The following is a 20,167-nucleotide window of genomic DNA, read 5'->3' on the forward strand; positions in this document are numbered from 1 at the left end:
AACGCCAGATGATCACCTCCCGAACCGGAGAACCCGCCCCGGGAGCCGCCCGATGAGGGTCCTGCTGATCGGAGCCAACGGATACCTCGGCCGCTTCGTCGCCGAACGTCTGCTCGCCGACCCGGCCGTGCAGCTCACCGCGCTCGGTCGCGGCGACGACGCCGACGTCCGGTTCGACCTCGCCACCGGCAGCCCGGGCGCGCTCACCCGCTTCCTGGACGCCGTCCACCCCGGAGTCGTCGTCAACTGCGCGGGGGCCACCCGCGGCGGCGCCCGCGAACTCACCCGGCACAACACCGTCGCCGTCGCCACCGTCTGCGAGGCCCTGCGTCGCAGCGGCTGCGGGGCCCGCCTGGTGCAGCTCGGCTGCGGCGCCGAGTACGGGCCCAGCCAGCCCGGGTCCTCCACCGCCGAGGACGCCGTGCCCCGCCCCGGCGGCCCGTACGGCGTCAGCAAGCTCGCCGCCACCGAACTCGTCCTCGGCTCCGGCCTGGACGCCGTGGTCCTGCGCGTCTTCTCGCCCGCCGGACCCGGCACACCGGCCGGCTCACCGCTCGGCCGCCTCGCCGAGGCCATGCGCCGCGCCATGCAGTCCGGCGACGGCGAACTCAAACTCGGCGGTCTCGGTGTCCAGCGTGACTTCGTCGACGTCCGCGACGTCGCCCGCGCCGTCCACGCCGCCTCGCTCTCCGCGGCCCAGGGCGTGATCAACATCGGCTCGGGCCGCGCCGTGCGTCTCCGCGACGCCGCGGCGGTCCTCGCCCGTGTGGCCGGCTATGGCGGTGCCCTCCACGAACTCGACGCTCCGCCCGGCCCCCTCAGGTCCACCATCGGCCACCCCCGACCAGAACCGGACCACGGCGGCCCCGTCTCCTATCCGTACCCGGACGGCTGCGGCAGCTGGCAGCAGGCCGACGTCCGCACCGCCCGTGACCGGCTCGGCTGGCGGCCCAGGATCAACCTCGAGGAGTCCCTCGCCGACATCTGGATGGAGGCGGCATGCCGTATCTGACCCCGGCCCCGTCCGCCATCGCGAGCACCGGCTTAGGCCTCGGTTTCGGCATCCCCGGCTATGCCCACCCCCTTGTCGCCCCTCTGGAATGGGGTGAACTCGCCCGCCCCGGGACCCCCCTTCACTGGGTCGTCCTGAACGTCTCCGGCGGGCCCGGCACCCGCCCCGACCCGCACTGCCTCGAAGCCGCCGCACGGCTGCGGAACGCGGGGGTCCAGGTCCTTGGCCACCTGGACACGGCCTACGGGGGGCGTGCCTTCGCCGAGATCGCCTCCGACGCGCGTCGGTATCTCGACTGGTACCGGATCGGCGGGTTCTTCCTGGACCGTTGCCCGACCGAGCGCGGTGCCCTGCCGGACATCGACCGCACGGTCACCGCGCTGCGCGCGCTCCTCGGCGGCGGCCACATCGTCCTCGGCCAGGGCACCCACCCACACCCCGGCTATGTCGAGACCGCCGACCAGCTGGTGACCTTCTCCGGGCCCTGGAACGACTACCGCTGGTCGCAAGTGGCGGAGTGGACCGCCGACCATCCCCCCGAGCGCTTCTGCCACTTCGTCCACGGCGTCCCGCGCGGCCACCTCGACGAGGCGTTGCGCGTCGCCCGCTGGCAGGGCGCCGCCACGATCTACTTCACCGACCGCACGGATCGCGGCGGCCGGACCGACCCCTGGGAGACGATGCCCGGCTACTGGGACGACATCGTCTCGCTGGTTGGAACGGGTGTCTCGGAATGAAAAAGGGCGTGGCAGTGTTACGCGGAGAACAACCGTAGTGATTGACCGACCAACGGAGTCCCCGTGTCGCTGCCACCCCTGGTCGAGCCCGCTTCCGAGCTCACCGTAGACGAGGTCCGCAGGTACTCCCGCCACCTGATCATTCCCGACGTGGGGATGGACGGGCAGAAGCGGCTGAAGAACGCCAAGGTGCTCTGTGTGGGCGCCGGCGGCCTCGGTTCGCCGGCGCTGATGTACCTGGCCGCGGCGGGCGTCGGGACGCTCGGCATCGTGGAGTTCGACGAGGTCGACGAGTCGAACCTGCAGCGCCAGATCATCCACAGCCAGGCCGACATCGGCCGCTCCAAGGCCGCGTCCGCGCGTGACTCCGTGCTCGGCATCAACCCGTACGTGAACGTGACCCTCCACGAAGAGCGGCTCGAAGCCGAGAACGTGATGGACATCTTCAGCCAGTACGACCTGATCGTCGACGGCACGGACAACTTCGCGACCCGCTACCTGGTCAACGACGCGGCGGTGCTGCTGAACAAGCCGTACGTCTGGGGCTCGATCTACCGCTTCGACGGCCAGGCCTCCGTCTTCTGGTCCGAGCACGGCCCCTGCTACCGCTGCCTCTACCCCGAGCCCCCGCCGCCGGGCATGGTCCCCTCCTGCGCCGAGGGCGGCGTCCTCGGCGTGCTGTGCGCCTCCATCGGCTCCATCCAGGTCACCGAGGCCATCAAGGTCCTCACCGGCACGGGCGAGCCGCTGGTCGGCCGCCTGATGATCTACGACGCCCTGGAGATGCAGTACCGCCAGGTCAAGGTCCGCAAGGACCCCGACTGCGCGGTCTGCGGCGAGAACCCCACCGTCACCGAGCTCATCGACTACGAGGCCTTCTGCGGCGTCGTGTCCGAGGAGGCCCAGGAGGCGGCGGCCGGCTCGACGATCACTCCCAAGCAGCTCAAGGAGTGGATCGACGACGGCGAGAACATCGAGATCATCGACGTCCGCGAGATCAACGAGTACGAGATTGTCTCCATCCCGGGCGCCAAGCTGATCCCGAAGAACGAGTTCCTCATGGGCACCGCCCTGGAGGCCCTCCCGCAGGACAAGAAGATCGTCCTGCACTGCAAGACGGGTGTCCGCAGTGCGGAAGTCCTCGCGGTCCTGAAGTCGGCGGGCTTCTCCGACGCGGTCCACGTCGGTGGCGGCGTGATCGGCTGGGTCAACCAGATCGAGCCGAGCAAGCCGGTCTACTAGGCACACGCCTTCCAGGGAGGGGCTCGGCACCGTGGGTGCCGGGCCCCTCTCCGCCGCGCCCGGTGGAGACGCGCGGCGGCCGTCCCGGCCTACGCGCAGACCTTGCCGTCCTTCGGCACCGTCCCGTTGAGCAGATACGCGTTCACCGTCGAGTCGACGCAGTCGCTGCCGCTGCCGTACGCGCCATGGCCCTCGCCCTTCCAGGTGAGCATCACACCGACGTCCTCGCCCAGTTCCGCGGCCATCTTCCGCGCGCCCTCGTAGGGCGTCGCCGGGTCCCCGGTGTTCCCCACCACGAGGACGGGCGCCGCTCCCGCTGCGCTCACCTCCGGCGAGTCGGTCAGGCCCGGTACCGGCCAGTCGTGGCACCAGCCCGCGGTGTCCCAGCCCAGGAACTCGCCGAAGACGGGCGAGATCTCCCGGAACTCGGGCAGTAGCTTCTTCGTCTCCTCGACGCTCGGCCGCTGCTTCTGGTCCAAGCACGATATGACCCGTTGGGAGTGGGTCGTCGTGCCGTAGCGGCCCGCCGCATCACGCTCGTTGTATCCGTCGGCCAACGCGAGCAGGTCGGTGCCGTCGCCGTCCTCGGCCGCGTCGAGCGCGCTGGTCAGCGTGGGCCAGCTCTGCTCGCTGTAGAGCGGCAGGACGATGCCGGTGGTCGCCAGTGTCTGCGTGAGCTCGCGGCCGGACGTCGTCGCCAGCGGTTCGGCGTCGATCCGCTCCAGCAGCTTCTCGATCTTCCTTGTGCCTGCCCCGGGGTCCTGACCGGTGGATTTCAGGTAGTTGTCGAGAGCGCGCTGGAAGCCCAGGGTCTGGTTCTTCGCGTGGCCCACCGTGTCGGCGGTCGGGTCGACCACCGCGTCCAGGACCAGGCGTCCCACGTGCCGGGGGAACAGATGGGCGTAGACCCCGCCGAGTTCGGTGCCGTAGGAGATGCCGAAGTAGTGCATCTTCTCGTCGCCGAGAGACTGGCGCATGAGGTCCATGTCGCGGGCGGTCTCGGCGGTCGAGACGTGCGACAGCAGCTTGCCCGCGGCCTTCTCGCAGCCCGCGCCGAAGTCGGCCGCGTCCTGGAAGAAAGCCGTCTCCTCCTGGGCGTCGTCGGGTGTGGCGTCCACCGACTCGCCCGCCTGGATCTCCTTGTCGCTGCGGCAGCGCACCCCCTCGCTTTTCGCCACCCCACGCGGGTCCCAGCTCACCAGGTCGTACCGCTGGTGCAGTTCGCTCGTCAGCCCCGCGTACGACGGCAGCATGGACACGCCGGAACCGCCGGGCCCGCCGAAGTTGAACAGGAGGGAGCCGATGCGATCGTTGGCGTCGCCGGTCGCCTTGCTGCGGATCAGTGCGAGCCCGATCGTCCCGTCGTCCGGGTTCCCGTAGTCCAGCGGCACCTTCAGCGTCGCGCACTGCCAGTCACCGCCCGGTGCCGGCCCCTCCGAAGTCGCCTCGCAGCGCCCCCAATCGAGCTTCTGGGGTGGTGTCGGCGGCGCCGACGACGCCGGTGCGGAGGGCGAGGCCTTCCCGTCGTCCGCTTCCTCACCCGCCCTGTCGCCCGTGCCCCCGCTGCAACCGGTGACCAGCACCACAGCGGCGGCCAGTGCGGCCCCCCGTACAAAGCGCGCCATGCGTACGTCCCCCCTCTGGCGGTTCCGTCCGCCAGATGTCCCGAATGGCGGTCATGCCATGGTATGCGGACTGCCGCCTCAACCGAGACTGCCTGTGGATAACGTTCTGACCTGCGAATTCACGCACAGACCCGGCCGGATTTCGGCACCTTCCCCGTGAGGAGGTAGCCGTCCACGGCCGTCTGTACGCAGGCATTCCCGCCGTTGTACGCACCGTGGCCCTGCCCCTTGTACGTCAGCTCGATCCCGACCCCCGCCCCGAGCGCCTCGACCATCTTCCGGGCTCCTTCGTACGGTGTGGCCGGGTCACCCGTGTTGCCGATCACGAGGATCGGAGCCGAGCCCGGGGCCCGCACGTCGGGGTGGTCCGCCGCACCGGCGACGGCCCAGTCGGCGCAGGAGACCAGGGACCAGGCCAGCCATTCACCGAAGACGGGGGAGGCCGCCCGGAACGTGCCCAGCCGCGCTTCCACATCCGCGGTGGTGTAGCGCGGCTTGGAGTCCGCGCAGTTGATGGAGACGTTCGCCGCGGTGAGGTTGCTGTACTCGCCGTTCTCGCCGCGTCCGTTCATCGAGTCGGACAGCGACATCAGCAGGCTGCCGTCCCCGCCGTACGCCATTTCGAGGCCCTCGGTCAGATACGGCCAGAGGTCCTGGGAGTACAGGGCCTGGGCGATACCGCTCGTGGCGACGGTCTGCGTCAGATCGCGGGGGAAGATCCCGTCGATCGGCCGGGTCTCGAGGTCGTCGAGCAGCTTGGTGATCCGGTTCTCGACGTCCTGTTCGGTGTCGCCGACCGGGCAGTCCTCCGCCTTCGACACGCAGTCCCGGGCGTAGTTTCCGAGCGCCAGCTGGAAGCCCTTGGCCTGTCCGAGCGTGCCTTGCTCCGACGTCTGCGTCGGGTCGACGACCGCGTCGAACACGGCGCGTCCGACCTTCTCGGGGAACAGGTGGGCGTAGACGCCGCCGAGTTCGGTGCCGTAGGAGATGCCGAAGTAGTGGAGTCTGTCGTCGCCGAGGACCTGGCGCATGAGGTCCATGTCGCGGGCCGCGTCGGTGGTGCGCACGTGCGGGAGGGTCTTGCCGGAGTTCTTCTCGCAGGCCGAGTTGAAGGCCTTGGTCGAGTCGAGGAAGTCGGTCCGTTCGGCCGCGTCGTCCGGGGTCCCGTCCTGCTGGAAGTACTCGTCGAGTTCCTCGTCGTCCTCGCACCGGACGCCCGCGCTGCGGCCGACCCCACGCGGATCGAAGCTGACCAGGTCGTAGCGGGTGCGCAGTTTCGCGTAGTCCTGGGCGGAGGCGGGCAGGGCCTTGACGCCGGAGCCGCCGGGGCCGCCGAAGTTGAACACGAGCGAGCCGATGCGCCGGCTCTCGGGGCCGCTGGTCCGTACCCGGATCAGCGCGATGTCGATGGTGCCGCCGTCAGGTTCGTCCCAGTCGAGCGGAGCCTTCATGGTCGCGCACTGCCACTTGTCGCCGTCGGGCAGCGGTGAGGGCGCGGTGCCGCCGCCCTCGGACTCCGACGGGGCATCGCAGCTCTTCCAGTGCGGTTTCTGGGCGGTCAGGTCGCTGTCGTCCCCCTGGGCGTCGTCGCCGCAGGCGGCCGCCGACAGGGACAGCAGGACGGCGATCGTGGCCGCGGTCACGGCACGGGTCCGGGGCGAGGTGGGCATGCCCCCATCGTGGAGGTCTCCGCGGCGATGTGCCCCGGGGCACGGGCCGTGCGGGTGAGGGGGACGGGCAGCCACGCACGCGGAGGCGAGGTGAGGACGCAAGCGCCGTCACGCGCGCGTGCGCCGAGCGAGCGGGGAGCGGGGATCCACGCGCGCGTGCGCCCCTCCTACAGCGCGCCCTTGCGTGACAACTGGTTGAAGGCCAACCAACCCGGAAGGACCGGCAGCCACAGGGTGAGCAGGCGGAACAGCAGCACCGCCGGTGCGGCGACCTCCTTGGGAAGGCCCACAGCGATCAGACCCACCGTCAGGGTGGCCTCCACCGCTCCCACACCGCCCGGGGTCGGTGCCGCGGAACCCAGCGCGTTGCCGGCGAGGAAGACGACGGCGACGCTGGCGATGCTGATCGAGACGTCCTCGTTGCCGAAGGCGCGGATCGAGGCGTCCAGGCACATCACGAAGCAGCCCGTGAGAAGCAGCATGCCGCCGATGCCGGTGACCAGCTTCTGCGGCCGCTGCAGCACGTCGAGCATGCGCGGCACGACACCGGCGAAGAGCGACCGCACGCGCGTGACGACGAACTTGCGCAGGAACGGGATCGACGTGACCACCAGGACGAGCACCGCGACCGTCAGAAGACCGGCGATGACGGTGCGGGACGGTGACAGTGACGGCGTCTTCTCCGTGCCGGTCAGGTAGCCGAAGGCGAGCAGCATCAGAATGTGGCAGCCGAGTCCGAAGAGCTGCGAAGCGCCGACACTCGCCACCGCGAGACCGGGCCGCACTCCCGCGCGCTGCAGGAAGCGTGTGTTGAGTGCCACACCGCCCACCGCGGCCGGTGCCACGATCTTGACGAAGGAGCCGGCGACCTGTGCCCCGATCGTCCGCAGGAACGGCACCCGCTCCGGCACGAATCCCAGCAGACTCATCGCCGCCGCGACATAGCTCAGCGCGGAGAAGAACACGGCCGCGGCGACCCAGCCCCACTCGGCGTTCTCGATGAGCGGTCCGAACTCGATGTGGGTCAGCTGGGTCAGCAGGAAGTAGGCGCCGATCGCGCCGGCGAAGAGACTGATCAGGGTGCGCGGCTTGACCCGCTCCAGCCGGGCCGGTTCGACCGGCGCCTGCGGTCTGATCAGCAGCACCTGGTGGCGGATCTGGGTGAGCAGGTCTTCTTCGCGGGCCTCTTCCAGCGCCTCGTCGATCGCCCGCTTCTCGGCCCGCTGCTCGGCTCGTACGGCCTTCTTGTCGGCCTTGTCGGGCTCGGTCGCCGCCTTGCTGTGTTCCTCCGCGCGGGCCTGTTTGGCCAGGTGGGACGCCTCCAGGACGGCCTCGCGCTCGCGCTCGGCGCGTTCCCTGGCCAGTCTGCGCAGGGTCGCGCGTGTGGAGCGCGAGAGGGCGATGGGCTGCAGCAGCGGCAGGCAGTCGGCCACCGCGTCGGGGCCGAGCACGCTCACGGCCGAGGCCACCGCGCGTTCGGCACCCACGCGCAGGCCCAAGGTCGTCAGCAGCTGGGAGACGTCCATGCGCAGCACCAGGTCGCCGGCCGCGATCTCGCCGACGCGCAGGTCGGTCAGGATCACCGTGCCGGAACGATCCACCAGAACCGCGTCACCCACGAGCCTGCGGTGCGCGATGCGCCGCGACTGCAGTGCCTTCACCTGGTGCCAGGTGTCGGACATCAGCGCGTCGGTGACCTCGTCGTCCGCCAGGGAGTCCAGGGTGCGGCCGCCGGTGTGCTCGTAGACGAGCATCACGGCGTCCGGTCCGAGTTCGGAGGTCGCGATCAGCTTGGGGGCGTTGGCACCCGCCGCGATGGCCGCGTACGCGAGGAGGGCCTCCTGCTCCAGCGCCTGGCGCAGGGACTGCAGGCTGCGGCGCGTGGTGATGCCGCGCAGCGTCAGCCGCCGCCAGACGCGGTAGAAGAACCCCTGCGCCTGTTGCTCCCGGTCGACGACGGTGACGTCCAGGGGCGGACCGTCCTCCAGCGTCACGAAGTACCGGCGGCCCCGGTCCCCGCCCTCCACCGTGTCCGGGATCTCCTCACGGGCCGCGCTCACCGGCTTGAAGCCGACCCGCCTGAGGCCGGCCATCAGGGTCCGGCCGGTCGGGCGTACGTTCGGGGAACCGACCGCGTACAGCGTCCCGTAGGCGACGGTCCAGCCGATGAGCACCGTCAGGATGATCGAGAACGGTGTGGTGTAGCCGGTGACCAGCATCGAGAAGGCGTCCAGCAGCAGCACGATCCATAGGACGGCCCGCCAGCGGGGTCTGCGTGACATGCCGACGGCGGTCATGTACGCGATGACCGGCGCGAGATAGCCGTGCACGGGGTCGGTGAGGGCGTGGATGTCACCGGGTGAGGGTTGGGTGAGAGCTTCCTGGATCGAGTCCGGGGCCCCCCTGGCGACCCACAGGTCGGTCGCCAGCGTCACCCCGTGCGCCAGGACCGCCGCGAGCACGCCGTCGGCGATGCGCAGCCCGTCCCGCTTGATCAGGCGTTCGATCGCGAAGGCGACCGGCACCAGCAGGATCGCGATGCTCGACCCGAGGCCCGCGAGTTTGATCAGCAGATCGGGCGCCTGGCCCGTGCCCTTGTTGATGTCCTGTTCGAGTCCGGAGGTGGTGCCGTGGGCGAACGCGGCGATCGCCAGCAGCAGGACGATGCCGAGGATGCCGACCGACAGTCGCATGAGGTCGGAGGGGCGGTGCACGCGCGCGGGGAGCAGCGGTTCGTCGCCCTCGACCTCCTCGGCGTGGGCCTCCACCGGGTCGCCGCCCTCCTCGACCTGCTGCTCCTCGTCCTCGGGTGGGGTGGCTGTCTCGGCCACGGGAGGGGTGGTCTCGGAGGCCGCGTTCGAGACGCCTTCGGTACCCGCGTCGCCTTCCTCGGGGGTGTCCGGGCGCGACGAGGCGTCAGAGGTGCCCGCCGCGTCATCGGGGTGCACGCTCTGCTGCTTCATCGTCTCTTCTTGGTCTCGTATCACCAGTCACCGCCCGCACGATGGTGGCATGCCGGGTGGGCACACAGGGGCATCAGGGTGCAATGCGGGGGCGCACAGTCTGCCCGAAGACCGCCCCCGGAGCGAGGGACGCACGCGTCGGCCGCCTGGTCCCATTGTCGGTGGGGTGGGGCAGGATGGGGCGGATGAGCGAGGAGAGCCTTCCGGCGGACGCCCTGCCGGAGTACGCGGAGCGGGTCCTCGAGGTCACCGACCTGATCCCGCCCGGACGGGTCATGACATACGGGGACGTCGCCGAATGGCTGGGGGAGGGCGGCCCGCGCCAGGTGGGCCGTGTGATGGCCCTCTACGGGGGCGCGGTCGCGTGGTGGCGGGTCGTCCGCGCCGACGGCGTCCTGCTGCCCGGACACGAACTGAGAGCCCTGGACCGCTACCGCGTGGAGGGCACCCCCCTGCGCGAGGCGAGCCGCACGGCCGAGGGGCATGTGCCGCGCGTCGACATGAGACGGGCACGCTGGGACGGCGGAGAGCACGCGGAAGCGCCCACCTGACGGCCGCCGGCCGCCGACGGACCGCGGTGCGCCCGCTGCTCCGAACGGGGGAGGCGTGGCACGTCGGTGCCATGCCGTACGTTCGTGGGGCGAGGGACGCACGTGCCGCGCGAGCCGGAAGGGAACAAGAGGAAGCCCCGCTTCCGTACCACCGGTCGGCGTAGCGTCGGCTGCGCGTGTCCCTCTCACCCCGCGGCCACCGGCCTCCCCGAACGGCAGGCCGCGCACCCGTCTCCCGACCACCACTCCTCGGCATCGGCGCACCGCGTCGGCAGTGACCTCTCGCACACCCACCAGGACCGGCGAACCACGTGAGCTCCTCTTTCTCCACCAGGCGCCTGTCGCACCCCCAGGTGCGGCAGGGGAGCCGTGGCGCTTACCGACTGGTGCGTACCCCACCGGCCCGCAGGGACCCCCCTCCTCTGGACGCCGAACAGCGCGGCGTGGTTGACCACCGGAGCGGCCCTCTGCTCGTCCTCGCGGGTCCGGGGACCGGCAAGACGACCACCCTCGTCGAGTCCGTGACGGCCCGCATCGCCGGGGGAGCCGATCCCGCGCGCGTGCTCGTCCTGACCTTCAGCCGCAAGGCCGCCGTGGAGCTGCGCGACCGGATGGCCCTGCGCATGGGCGCCGCGCGCGCCCCGCAGGCCACCACCTTCCACTCCTTCTGCTACGCCCTGATCCGCGCCCACCAGGACAGCGACCTGTTCGTCGAGCCCCTGCGGCTGCTGTCCGGCCCCGAACAGGACGTGGCCGTGCGCGCGCTGCTCGCGGGCCAGCCCGACCTGGAGCGCCTGGGTCTCGCACATGTGCGCTGGCCGGACGAACTGCGTGCCTGCCTGACCACGCGCGGGTTCGCCGACGAGGTCCGCGCGGTCCTCGCCCGCAGCCGCGAACTGGGCCTGGCCCCCGAGGACCTGCGGGCCTTCGCCGCGCGCATCGGCCGACCGGACTGGCTCGCGGCCTCCGCCTTCCTCGCCGAGTACCTCGACGTCCTCGACCTGCAAGGAGTGCTCGACTACGCGGAACTGGTCCACCGGGCCGTGCTCCTCGCCGGTCGGCCGGGGGTCGCCGAGCGGCTGGCCGCCCGGTACGACGCGGTCTACGTCGACGAGTACCAGGACACGGACCCCGCACAGGTACGACTCCTGAGGGCCCTCGCGGGCGGCGGTCGCACCCTGGTGGCGTTCGGCGACCCCGACCAGTCGATCTACACCTTCCGGGGCGCCGACGTGAACGGCATCCTGGAGTTCCCCTCGGCCTTCCCGCGCGTGGACGGCCGCCAGGCCCCGGTGGCGGTCCTGCGGAACTCCCGCCGCTCGGGAGCGGACCTGCTCGCCGCCACCCGGCTGCTCACCCAGCGGATGCCGCTCACCCGCCTCCCCGCCGAGAAGGTGCGGGCCCATCGCGAGCTCCGGCCCGTGCGGGACGGCGGCCGCGTCGAGGTCTACACGTACCCGACCTCGGGCACCGAGCTGGACAACATCGCCGACGTCCTGCGGCGGGCCCACCTGGAGGACGGCGTGCCCTGGCGCGAGATGGCCGTCCTGGTGCGCGCCGGCGCCCGCACGATCCCCTCGATGCGGCGCGCCCTCACCGCCGCGGGCGTTCCTCTGGAGATCGACGGTGACGACCTGCCCCTGCGCCACGAACCGGCCGTACAGCCCCTTCTGACGGCGCTGCGGGCGGTCGCGCGGGCGGAGCTGGAGGCGGCGAACCCCTCGGCCTCGGCCGACGAGGGCGACGACTCGTCCGACGCCCTCGACCACGCGCCCGACGCGTCGTCCGACGCCCTCGACCACGGGCCCGACGCGTCGTCCGACACTCCCGACCACCCGTCCGACGCGCCCGAGCCGCAGACCTCCTGGCTGGACACCGAGACCGCTCTCACGCTCCTCGCCTCGCCCCTCGCGGGCATGGACACCGCCGATCTGCGGCGCCTCGGCCGCGCGCTGCGCGAGGAGGAGCGCGCCGGCGGCAACTCCGTACCACCGCCCTCGGACGAACTGCTCACGCGCGCGCTGGCGGAACCGGAGCGACTGGTGGCGCACGACCCGGTGTACGCGCGGGGAGCGCAACGCCTGGGCGCGCTGCTGCGCAAGGCCCGCGAGCGACTCGCGGGCGGCGGCACCGCCGAGGAGGCGCTGTGGGAGCTGTGGGACGGCACCCCGTGGCCCAGGCGCCTGGAGCGGGCCGCGCGGCGCGGTGGCGCGGCCGGGCGCAACGCGGACCGTGACCTCGACGCCGTGTGCGCGCTGTTCGCCACCGCCGCGCGCGCGGAGGAGCGCACCGGCGGCCTCGGCGCCCTCAACTTCCTGGCCGAGATCGAGGCCGAGGACATCGCCGCCGACACGCTCACCGGGCGGGCCGTGCGTCCCGACGCGGTACGCCTGATGACCGCGCACCGCTCCAAGGGCCTCCAATGGCGCCTGGTCGTCGTCGCCGGCGTCCAGGAGGGCCTGTGGCCGGACCTGCGGCGACGCGGCTCGCTCCTGGAGGCCGACCGCATCGGCCGCGACGGTCTCGCCGAACCGCTCACCCCGGGCGCCCTGCTCGCCGAGGAACGCCGGCTGTTCTACGTGGCCGCCACGCGCGCGCGTGAACGTCTCGTCGTCACCGCGGTCAAGGCACCGGCCGACGACGGCGACCAGCCCTCCCGCTTCCTCGCCGAACTCGGTGTCGAGCCCAGGGACGTCACCGGGCGCCCCCGCCGCCCGCTGTCCGTCGCCTCCCTCGTCGCCGAACTGCGCGCCACCACGGTGGACCCGCGCGTGTCGGACCCCCTGCGCGAGGCAGCGGCCCTGCGCCTGGCCAGGCTGGCCGCTCTGAGCGACGAGGACGGCCGCCCCCTGGTGCCGTCGGCGCACCCGTACCGCTGGTGGGGGATGTTCGAGCCCACCGAGAGCAAGGTGCCGCTCAGGAATCGCGACCAGCCCGTCGTGCTGTCCGGCAGCGCCCTCGACCAGCTCGCCAACACCTGCGCCCTGCAGTGGTTCCTCGGCCGCGAGGTGAAGGCGGACGCGCCCGCTACCGCCGCCCAGGGCTTCGGCAACGTCGTGCACGTCCTGGCCGACGAGGTCGCCTCCGGCCGCACCCCCGCCGACCTCGACGTCCTCATGGAGCGCCTCGACTCCGTGTGGAACGCGCTCGCCTTCGACGCGCCCTGGAAGTCGGAACAGGAGAAGCAGCACGCGCGCGTGGCGCTCGAACGCTTCCTGAAGTGGCACGTCATGGACCGCACGGGACGCACTCCGGTGGCCAGCGAGCACGACTTCGACGTCACCCTCGAAGCGGGCGACTACGAGGTGCGCATCCGCGGTTCCATGGACCGGGTCGAGACCGACGCCGAGGGCCGCGCGTACGTCGTCGACTTCAAGACGGGCAAGCAGGCCGTCAGTTCGGCCGAGGTCACCCGGCACCCCCAGCTCGCCGTGTACCAGCTCGCGGTCCGGGAGGGAGCCGTCGACGAGCCCTTCGGCGGCGTCCGGCCGGAACCGGGCGGCGCCGAACTCGTCCAGCTGAGGCAGGGTGCCGCCAAGAAGAACGGCGGCGAGGCCGTCCCCAAGGTGCAGGCACAGGAACCCCTGCGGGGGGAGTGGGTGGGTGATCTGCTGGCCACGGCCGCGGGGAAGGTCCTGGACGAGCGTTTCTCCCCCACCGCGGGACAACACTGTGCACACTGCGCTTTCCGGGCATCGTGCAGTGCCCGCGCGGAGGGCCGTCACGTGGTCGAGTGAGGCCGCCCGCGGGGCGACCCGGCATCCACTGTCAGTGGCCGGCGCTAGCCTCTTTGGAATGTCCGCCCGTATCAGCGATCCCGAGCAGCTCAAGGAGCTCCTCGGCATCCCGTTCACCCCGGAGCAGACGGCCTGCATCATCGCGCCGCCCGCCCCGCAGGTGATCGTGGCCGGAGCCGGGTCGGGCAAGACCACGGTGATGGCCGCGCGCGTGGTGTGGCTGGTCGGCACCGGACAGGTCGCGCCCGAACAGGTCCTCGGCCTGACGTTCACCAACAAGGCGGCGGGCGAACTCGCCGATCGCGTACGCAAGGCCCTGGTCAGGGCGGGCATCACCGACCCGGACGCGATCGACCCCGACCACCCGCCCGGCGAGCCGGTCATCTCCACGTACCACGCCTTCGCGGGCCGCCTCCTGACCGACCACGGCCTGCGCATCGGCCTGGAACCCACCTCCCGGCTCCTCGCCGACGCCACCCGCTACCAGCTCGCCGCCCGCGTGCTCCGGGAGTCCCCGGGCCCCTACCCGGCGCTGACCCGCTCCTTCCCGGACCTGGTCGGCGACCTGCTGACCCTCGACTCCGAACTCGCCGAGCACCTCGTACGACCCGAGGACCTGACCGCCTACGACACCGCACTGCTGCGCGAACTGGAGAGCGTCAAGCTCACCAACGCGGACCTTCGCAAGGTCCCCGAGGCGGCCGCCGCCCGCCGCGAACTCACCGGACTGGTGGTCCGCTACCGAGCGGCCAAGCGCGAGCGGGACCTCCTCGACTTCGGCGACCAGATCGCCCTGTCCGCCGGTCTCGCCGGGCTCCCCGAGGTGGGCCGCATCCTGCGGGACGAGTTCCGGGTGGTCCTGCTCGACGAGTACCAGGACACCTCGGTCGCCCAACGCGTCCTGCTGGCCGGCCTGTTCGGCGGCGGCACCGGCCACCCCGTGACAGCTGTCGGTGACCCCTGCCAGGCCATCTACGGCTGGCGCGGAGCCTCCGTCGCCAACCTCGACGACTTCCCCGACCACTTCGCCCACCCCGACGGCCGGCGCGCGACCCGCCAGGCGCTCAGCGAGAACCGTCGCAGCGGCGGCCGTCTCCTCGACCTCGCCAACGGCCTTGCGGAGCCCCTGCGGGCCATGCACGCGGGCGTGGAGGCCCTCCGGCCCGCCCCTGGCGCCGAACGCGACGGCATGGTCCGCTGCGCCCTGTTGAACACGCACGCCGAGGAACTCGACTGGCTCGCCGATTCGATCGCCCACCTCGTGCGCACCGGCAAGGAACCCGGCGAGATCGCCGTCCTGTGCCGTACCGCCACCGACTTCGCCGAGATCCAGGGCGCGCTCGTGGCCCGTGACATCCCCGTCGAGGTCGTCGGCCTCTCCGGACTGCTCCACCTCCCCGAGGTCGCCGATCTCGTCGCCGTCTGCGAGGTCCTCCAGGACCCCGGCGCCAACGCCTCCCTCGTCCGCCTGCTGACCGGCCCGCGCTGGCGGATCGGCCCGCGTGACCTCGCCCTCCTCGGCCGCCGGGCCAGGCTGCTCGTCTCCCACGCGCGCGTGGACGGCGACGACGACCCGGACCGCAGGCTCGCCGCGGCCGTCGAGGGCGTCGACCCGTCCGAGGTGATCTCACTGGCGGACGCGCTGGACACGTTCCTGGAAATGCCGCTCGAAGCCGAGGGGGAGGACGACGGGCTGCCGTTCTCGCCCGACGCGCGCGTGCGGTTCGCCCGGCTCGCCGCCGAACTGCGCGACCTGCGCCGCTCGCTCGCCGACCCGCTCATGGACGTCCTGCACCGCGTGCTTGCCGTCACCGGCCTGGAGGTGGAACTCTCGGCGTCCCCGCACGCGCTCGCCGCACGACGCCGCGAGACCCTGTCGAACTTCCTGGACATCGCCGCCTCCTTCGCCGCCAACAGCGCCGGCGAGGCCACCCTGCTCGCCTTCCTCGGCTTCCTGCGGACGGCCGCCCAGTACGAGAAGGGCCTCGACAACGCGCTGCCGGGCGGCGAGAACACCGTCAAGGTGCTCACCGCCCACCGGTCCAAGGGCCTGGAATGGGATGTCGTCGCCGTCCCCGGCCTGGTCACCGGCACCTTCCCCAGCACGCAGGGCCGCGAGAAGTGGACGGCACAGGGCAAGGTCCTGCCCCACGAGCTGCGCGGCGACGCCGACACCCTCCCCGACGTCGAATCGTGGGACTCGCGCGGCCTGAAGGCCTTCCAGGAGGCCATGAAGGACCACCAGCACACCGAGGAACTCCGGCTCGGCTACGTCACCTTCACCCGCCCCCGCTCCCTGCTCCTCGGCTCGGGGCACTGGTGGGGCCCGTCCCAGAAGCGCCCGCGCGGGCCGTCCGACTTCCTCACAGCCCTCCACGACCACTGCGCGGCCGGGTACGGCGAGATCGAGGCCTGGGCCGACGAACCCGAGGAGGACGCCGAGAACCCGGCCCTCCACGAGTCGGCGGCCGACCACGCCTGGCCACTCCCGCTGGACGACACGGCCCTGCGGCGCCGCCGCGCCGCCGCCGCGACCGTACTGGCCCACCTGGAGCGGGCCGCGTCCCACGAGGACGCGCACCCGGGCGCCGACCACGCCCCGGACCCCCACTCGGCGGACCACCCGGACTGGCCACCACCGCCGGACGACGAGGAACTCCTGTACGAGGACGACGCCCTCCCGGACGACGTGCCCCCTGAGGACGACGGCCCTTCGGCGGACGACTTCGGCGGCCCCGACGAGGAGGACACCGGCGACTGGGACTCCTGGTCGGCGGACCGCCCCGCACGGGCCGTGCACGCGCGTGTGGAGCACCCCCCGCGGGACGCGCGCACGCCGGCCGTGCCGCACGCCCGCAGGCACCCCGCCGCGTCCGGCCTCACCCCCGAGGAAGCCCGCACCGTCGCCTCGTGGGACCGCGACCTGGACGCCCTCGCCGGAGAACTCGTGCGGGCCCGCGCCAAAGTCACCGACGTACCGCTGCCCGCGTCGCTCACGGCCTCGCAGCTGATGCGTCTGGCGGCCGATCCGGACGGCTTCGCGCAGGAGCTCGCCCGCCCCATGCCCCGCCCGCCGCAGCCCGCGGCCCGCCGCGGCACCCGCTTCCATGCCTGGGTCGAGGCCCGCTTCGAAGAGCTGCGACTGCCCATGCTGGAGCCCGAGGAACTGCCCGGCAGCGACGCCGAGATCGCCGACGAGCTGGATTTGGAGGTCCTCAAGGAGGCCTTCGAACGCACCCCCTACGCGCAGCGCACGCCGTACCGCGTCGAGGAACCCTTCCAGCTGGGGATCGCCGGCCGCGTCGTGCGCGGTCGCATCGACGCCGTCTACCGCCAGAGCGACGCCGCCGGGACGACGACGTACGAGATCGTCGACTGGAAGACCGGCCGCAACCGCACCGCCGACCCGCTCCAGCTCGCGATCTACCGGCTCGCCTGGGCCGAACAGCAGGGCGTGCCCCTGGAAGCCGTCGGAGCGGCCTTCCTGTACGTCCGCACCGGCGACGTCGTACGACCCGAGGGCCTCCCCGGCCGGGACGCGCTGGAACGGCTGCTCCTGGAGGATCCCGGCGCCGACGGGACCCCGGATCACGAGGCAGGGCGCCCGGAATCGGCGGCGGACGGGCCCGGGGCGTCCACGGACGAACCGCCCGACGAGCGCGTCGGTGTGGGCCGATAGGCTCGTGAGCATGAGCCAGTCCGTTGACAGCGACGTCAGCGTCGTCCGTACGTACATCCGGAACCACCGGGCCGCCTTCCTCGACGACCTCGTGGAGTGGCTGCGCATCCCCTCGGTGTCGGCGCAGCCCGAGCACGCGCCGGACGTACGGCGCAGCGCCGACTGGCTGGCCGCCAAGCTGAAGGAGACCGGCTTCCCCACCGCCGAGGTCTGGGAGACGCCGGGCGCCCCCGCCGTCTTCGCGGAATGGCCCGCCGCGGACGCCGACGCCCCCACCGTCCTGGTCTACGGGCACCACGACGTGCAGCCCGCGGCCCTCGCGGACGGCTGGGACACCGAGCCCTTCGAACCGGTGATCCGCGGAAACCGGCTCCACGCGCGCGGAGCGGCCGACGACAAGGGGCAGGTGTTCTTCCACACACTCGGTGTCCGCGCCCACCTCGCCGCGACCGGCCGGACCGCCCCCGCCGTCCACCTGAAGATGCTGATCGAGGGCGAGGAGGAGTCCGGCTCCCCCAACTTCCGCGCCCTCGTCGAAGCGCACGCCGAGCGGCTCGCCGCCGACGCGGTCGTCGTCTCCGACACCGGCATGTGGGCCGAGGACACCCCCACCGTGTGCACCGGCATGCGCGGCCTCGCCGAGTGCGAGATCCGGCTGCACGGCCCCGACCAGGACATCCACTCCGGTTCCTTCGGTGGCGCCGTACCGAACCCGGCGACCGAGATCGCCCGCCTCGTCGCCGCCCTGCACGACGAGCACGCGCGCGTGGCGATCCCCGGCTTCTACGACGGCATCGCCGAACTCACCGACCGCGAGCGCGAACTCTTCGCCGAACTCCCCTTCGACGAGGAGCGCTGGCTGCGCACGGCCAGGTCCACGGCGGCGCACGGCGAAACCGGACACACCACTCTGGAACGCGTCTGGGCCCGCCCGACCGCCGAGGTCAACGGCATCGGCGGCGGCTACCAGGGCGCGGGAAGCAAGACGGTCATCCCGTCCTCCGCCATGGTGAAGCTGTCCTTCCGCCTGGTCGCCGGACAGGACCCGGACCACATTCGCAAGGCCGTCACCGCCTGGGCCGCCGAGCGCGTCCCAGCCGGGATCCGTCACGAGATCACGTTCAGCGGCTCCACCCGCCCCTGCCTGACACCGCTGGACCACCCGGCCCTGCGATCGCTGGTGCGGGCCATGGGCCGTGCCTTCGAACAGCCGGTCCGCTACACGCGCGAGGGCGGCTCCGGGCCCGCCGCCGACCTCCAGGAGGTCCTCGGCGCACCCGTGCTCTTCCTGGGCATCTCCGTCCCCTCCGACGGCTGGCACGCCCCCAACGAGAAGGTCGAACTCGATCTGCTCCTCAAAGGTGTCGAGACCAGCGCGTACCTCTGGGGCGAGCTGGCCCGAGGCCCTCGCGAGGCACACTGAAGAAGACTCCGCACGCCCCAGCCCNCCCGCCCGCCGCACGCCCCGCCGAACCGCCCGTTTCACCGGGGGAGTTGGAAGCACCCGTGACCACCTGGACCGACCACACCGCCGACCGCCCCATCGCGCTCACCGCGCCCAGCGGCATCGACCGGGCCGCCCACCACCGGCTCGACGAGGCCTGGCTCGCCGCGGCGTGGAGTCACCCCACGACCCGCTGCTTCGTGGTCTCCGGCGGACAGGTCCTCATCGACGAGACCCCGGACGGCACCACCGAACTCGTCATGACCCCCTCGTTCGAGGCCCCGCTCACCGAGGCGCACCGCTACTTCCTGGGCACCGACACCGACGGTGTGAGCTATTTCGCACTGCAGAAGGACGCGCTCCCCGGCCGCATGGACCAGTCCGCGCGCCCGGCAGGTCTGCGTGAGGCGGGCATGCTGCTGTCACCGCGTGACACGGGTCTCATGGTGCACGCGGTCGGTCTGGAGAACTGGCAGCGCACCCACCGCTTCTGCTCCCGCTGCGGCGAGCGCACGGTCATCGCGGCGGCCGGTCACATCCGCCGCTGCCAGGCCTGCGGCGCCGAGCACTACCCGCGCACCGACCCCGCGGTGATCATGGCGGTCACGGACGACGACGACCGCATCCTGCTCGGCCGCCAGGTCCACTGGCCCGAGGGACGCTTCTCCACCCTCGCGGGCTTCGTGGAACCCGGCGAGTCCATCGAGCAGTCCGTGCGGCGCGAGGTCCACGAGGAGGTCGGCGTCACCGTCGGCCAGGTCGAGTACGTCGCCAGCCAGCCCTGGCCCTTCCCCTCCAGCCTCATGCTGGGCTTCATGGCCCGCGCCACCTCGACCGTCGTCAACGTCGACGGCGACGAGATCCACGAGGCCCGCTGGTTCTCCCGGGAAGAGCTGCGGGCCGCGTTCGAGTCCGGGGAGGTCCTGCCTCCCTACGGCATCTCGATCGCGGCCCGGCTGATCGAACTCTGGTACGGCAAGCCCCTGCCGACGCGGAGTCACATCGGTTGAGCCCGGTCCGCAGCGGCTGGGACCCGCCGCCGTTACGCGCCGATCTTCTGCTTGACCTGCGCCAGCGAGGGGTTCGTGAGCGTCGAGCCGTCCGGGAAGAGGACGGTGGGGACCGTCTGGTTCCCGCCGTTCGCCTTCTCCACGAAGGCGGCCGAATCCGGGTCGTGCTCGATGTTGATCTCGTCGTACGTGATGCCCTCGCGGTCCATCTGGCTCTTCAGCCGACGGCAGTAGCCGCACCACGTGGTGCTGTACATCGTCACAGTGCCCGGCATGTCCCTGGCGCTCCTTCACGGTCTGAGGGGTGCTGCTCGCAGTGAGTGGAACGTACGCGACACGCCCGCCATTCCCGGACGCGGGTGGCGTCCACCACCCCGCGCGGTGAGTCCGCCGCACCGGAGACAGGATGCCCGTCGCACCGTTACGCGAAGGCGACTGTCGTATTGATATGACCGCAGGGGCCTGCCTGTGGACAACTCGCTCAGCCGTCTCCGGCG

The 20,167-nt window shown here is 72.1% G+C and carries 12 protein-coding genes; 8 read left to right on the plus strand and 4 right to left on the minus strand.

Going from position 1 to position 20,167, the window contains the following annotated elements:
- Positions 1–52 precede the first annotated feature (52 nt).
- The 3 genes from STRBO_RS0106815 to moeZ all read left to right on the plus strand — a co-directional run bounded on the left by STRBO_RS0106815 (position 53) and on the right by moeZ (position 2,991).
- Positions 53–1,012 (plus strand): NAD-dependent epimerase/dehydratase family protein, encoded by a 960-nt coding sequence (locus STRBO_RS0106815; protein ID WP_005480523.1) that lies wholly within the window; start codon positions 53–55, stop codon positions 1,010–1,012.
- Complete coding sequence (locus tag STRBO_RS0106820; protein ID WP_005480522.1) at positions 1,000–1,749, plus strand: spherulation-specific family 4 protein; 750 nt, start codon at positions 1,000–1,002, stop codon at positions 1,747–1,749. The genes STRBO_RS0106815 and STRBO_RS0106820 overlap by 13 nt, the downstream gene beginning before the upstream one ends.
- A gap of 63 nt (positions 1,750–1,812) precedes the next feature.
- A complete protein-coding gene (moeZ, locus tag STRBO_RS0106825; protein ID WP_005480520.1) occupies positions 1,813–2,991 on the plus strand; it encodes an adenylyltransferase/sulfurtransferase MoeZ in 1,179 nt (392 codons plus the stop codon).
- Positions 2,992–3,080: 89 nt separating this feature from the next.
- On the opposite strand, the gene STRBO_RS0106830 is transcribed toward moeZ, so the two are convergent.
- The 3 genes from STRBO_RS0106830 to STRBO_RS0106840 all read right to left on the minus strand — a co-directional run bounded on the left by STRBO_RS0106830 (position 3,081) and on the right by STRBO_RS0106840 (position 9,249).
- The gene (locus STRBO_RS0106830; protein ID WP_020113972.1) at positions 3,081–4,616 is read right to left on the minus strand and encodes an alpha/beta hydrolase; all 1,536 of its coding nucleotides are present in this window, start codon (positions 4,614–4,616) and stop codon (positions 3,081–3,083) included.
- A 119-nt stretch (positions 4,617–4,735) separates the two neighbouring features.
- Entirely contained in the window at positions 4,736–6,286 is a 1,551-nt protein-coding gene (locus tag STRBO_RS0106835) for an alpha/beta hydrolase (protein ID WP_005480515.1), read from the minus strand.
- A 167-nt stretch (positions 6,287–6,453) separates the two neighbouring features.
- Positions 6,454–9,249: a lysylphosphatidylglycerol synthase transmembrane domain-containing protein gene (locus STRBO_RS0106840; RefSeq protein ID WP_020113973.1), complete on the minus strand. Its 2,796-nt coding sequence runs from the start codon at positions 9,247–9,249 to the stop codon at positions 6,454–6,456.
- Between the two features lie 185 nt (positions 9,250–9,434).
- On the opposite strand from STRBO_RS0106840, the gene STRBO_RS0106845 reads away from it, so the two are divergent.
- The 5 genes from STRBO_RS0106845 (at position 9,435) to nudC (ending at position 19,670) form a co-directional block, all read left to right on the plus strand.
- Positions 9,435–9,800, plus strand: a complete 366-nt coding sequence (locus STRBO_RS0106845) for an MGMT family protein (RefSeq protein ID WP_020113974.1) — start codon at positions 9,435–9,437, stop codon at positions 9,798–9,800.
- 311 nt (positions 9,801–10,111) lie between these two features.
- Positions 10,112–13,537: an ATP-dependent helicase gene (locus tag STRBO_RS0106850; protein ID WP_086016330.1), complete on the plus strand. Its 3,426-nt coding sequence runs from the start codon at positions 10,112–10,114 to the stop codon at positions 13,535–13,537.
- Positions 13,538–13,595: 58 nt separating this feature from the next.
- On the plus strand, positions 13,596–17,216 hold the full coding sequence (locus STRBO_RS0106855) for an ATP-dependent helicase (protein ID WP_005480505.1): 3,621 nt from the start codon (positions 13,596–13,598) through the stop codon (positions 17,214–17,216).
- A 10-nt stretch (positions 17,217–17,226) separates the two neighbouring features.
- On the plus strand, positions 17,227–18,639 hold the full coding sequence (locus STRBO_RS0106860; RefSeq protein ID WP_020113975.1) for a dipeptidase: 1,413 nt from the start codon (positions 17,227–17,229) through the stop codon (positions 18,637–18,639).
- Between the two features lie 83 nt (positions 18,640–18,722).
- Positions 18,723–19,670, plus strand: coding sequence for an NAD(+) diphosphatase (gene nudC, locus STRBO_RS0106865; RefSeq protein WP_020113976.1), 948 nt, complete (start codon positions 18,723–18,725; stop codon positions 19,668–19,670).
- 32 nt (positions 19,671–19,702) lie between these two features.
- Here nudC and STRBO_RS0106870 read toward each other — a convergent pair whose 3' ends face one another.
- Positions 19,703–19,945: a mycoredoxin gene (locus STRBO_RS0106870; protein ID WP_020113977.1), complete on the minus strand. Its 243-nt coding sequence runs from the start codon at positions 19,943–19,945 to the stop codon at positions 19,703–19,705.
- Positions 19,946–20,167 lie beyond the last annotated feature (222 nt).

Origin of the sequence: Streptomyces bottropensis ATCC 25435 (assembly GCF_000383595.1) — a bacterium.
Taxonomy (GTDB): domain Bacteria; phylum Actinomycetota; class Actinomycetes; order Streptomycetales; family Streptomycetaceae; genus Streptomyces; species Streptomyces bottropensis.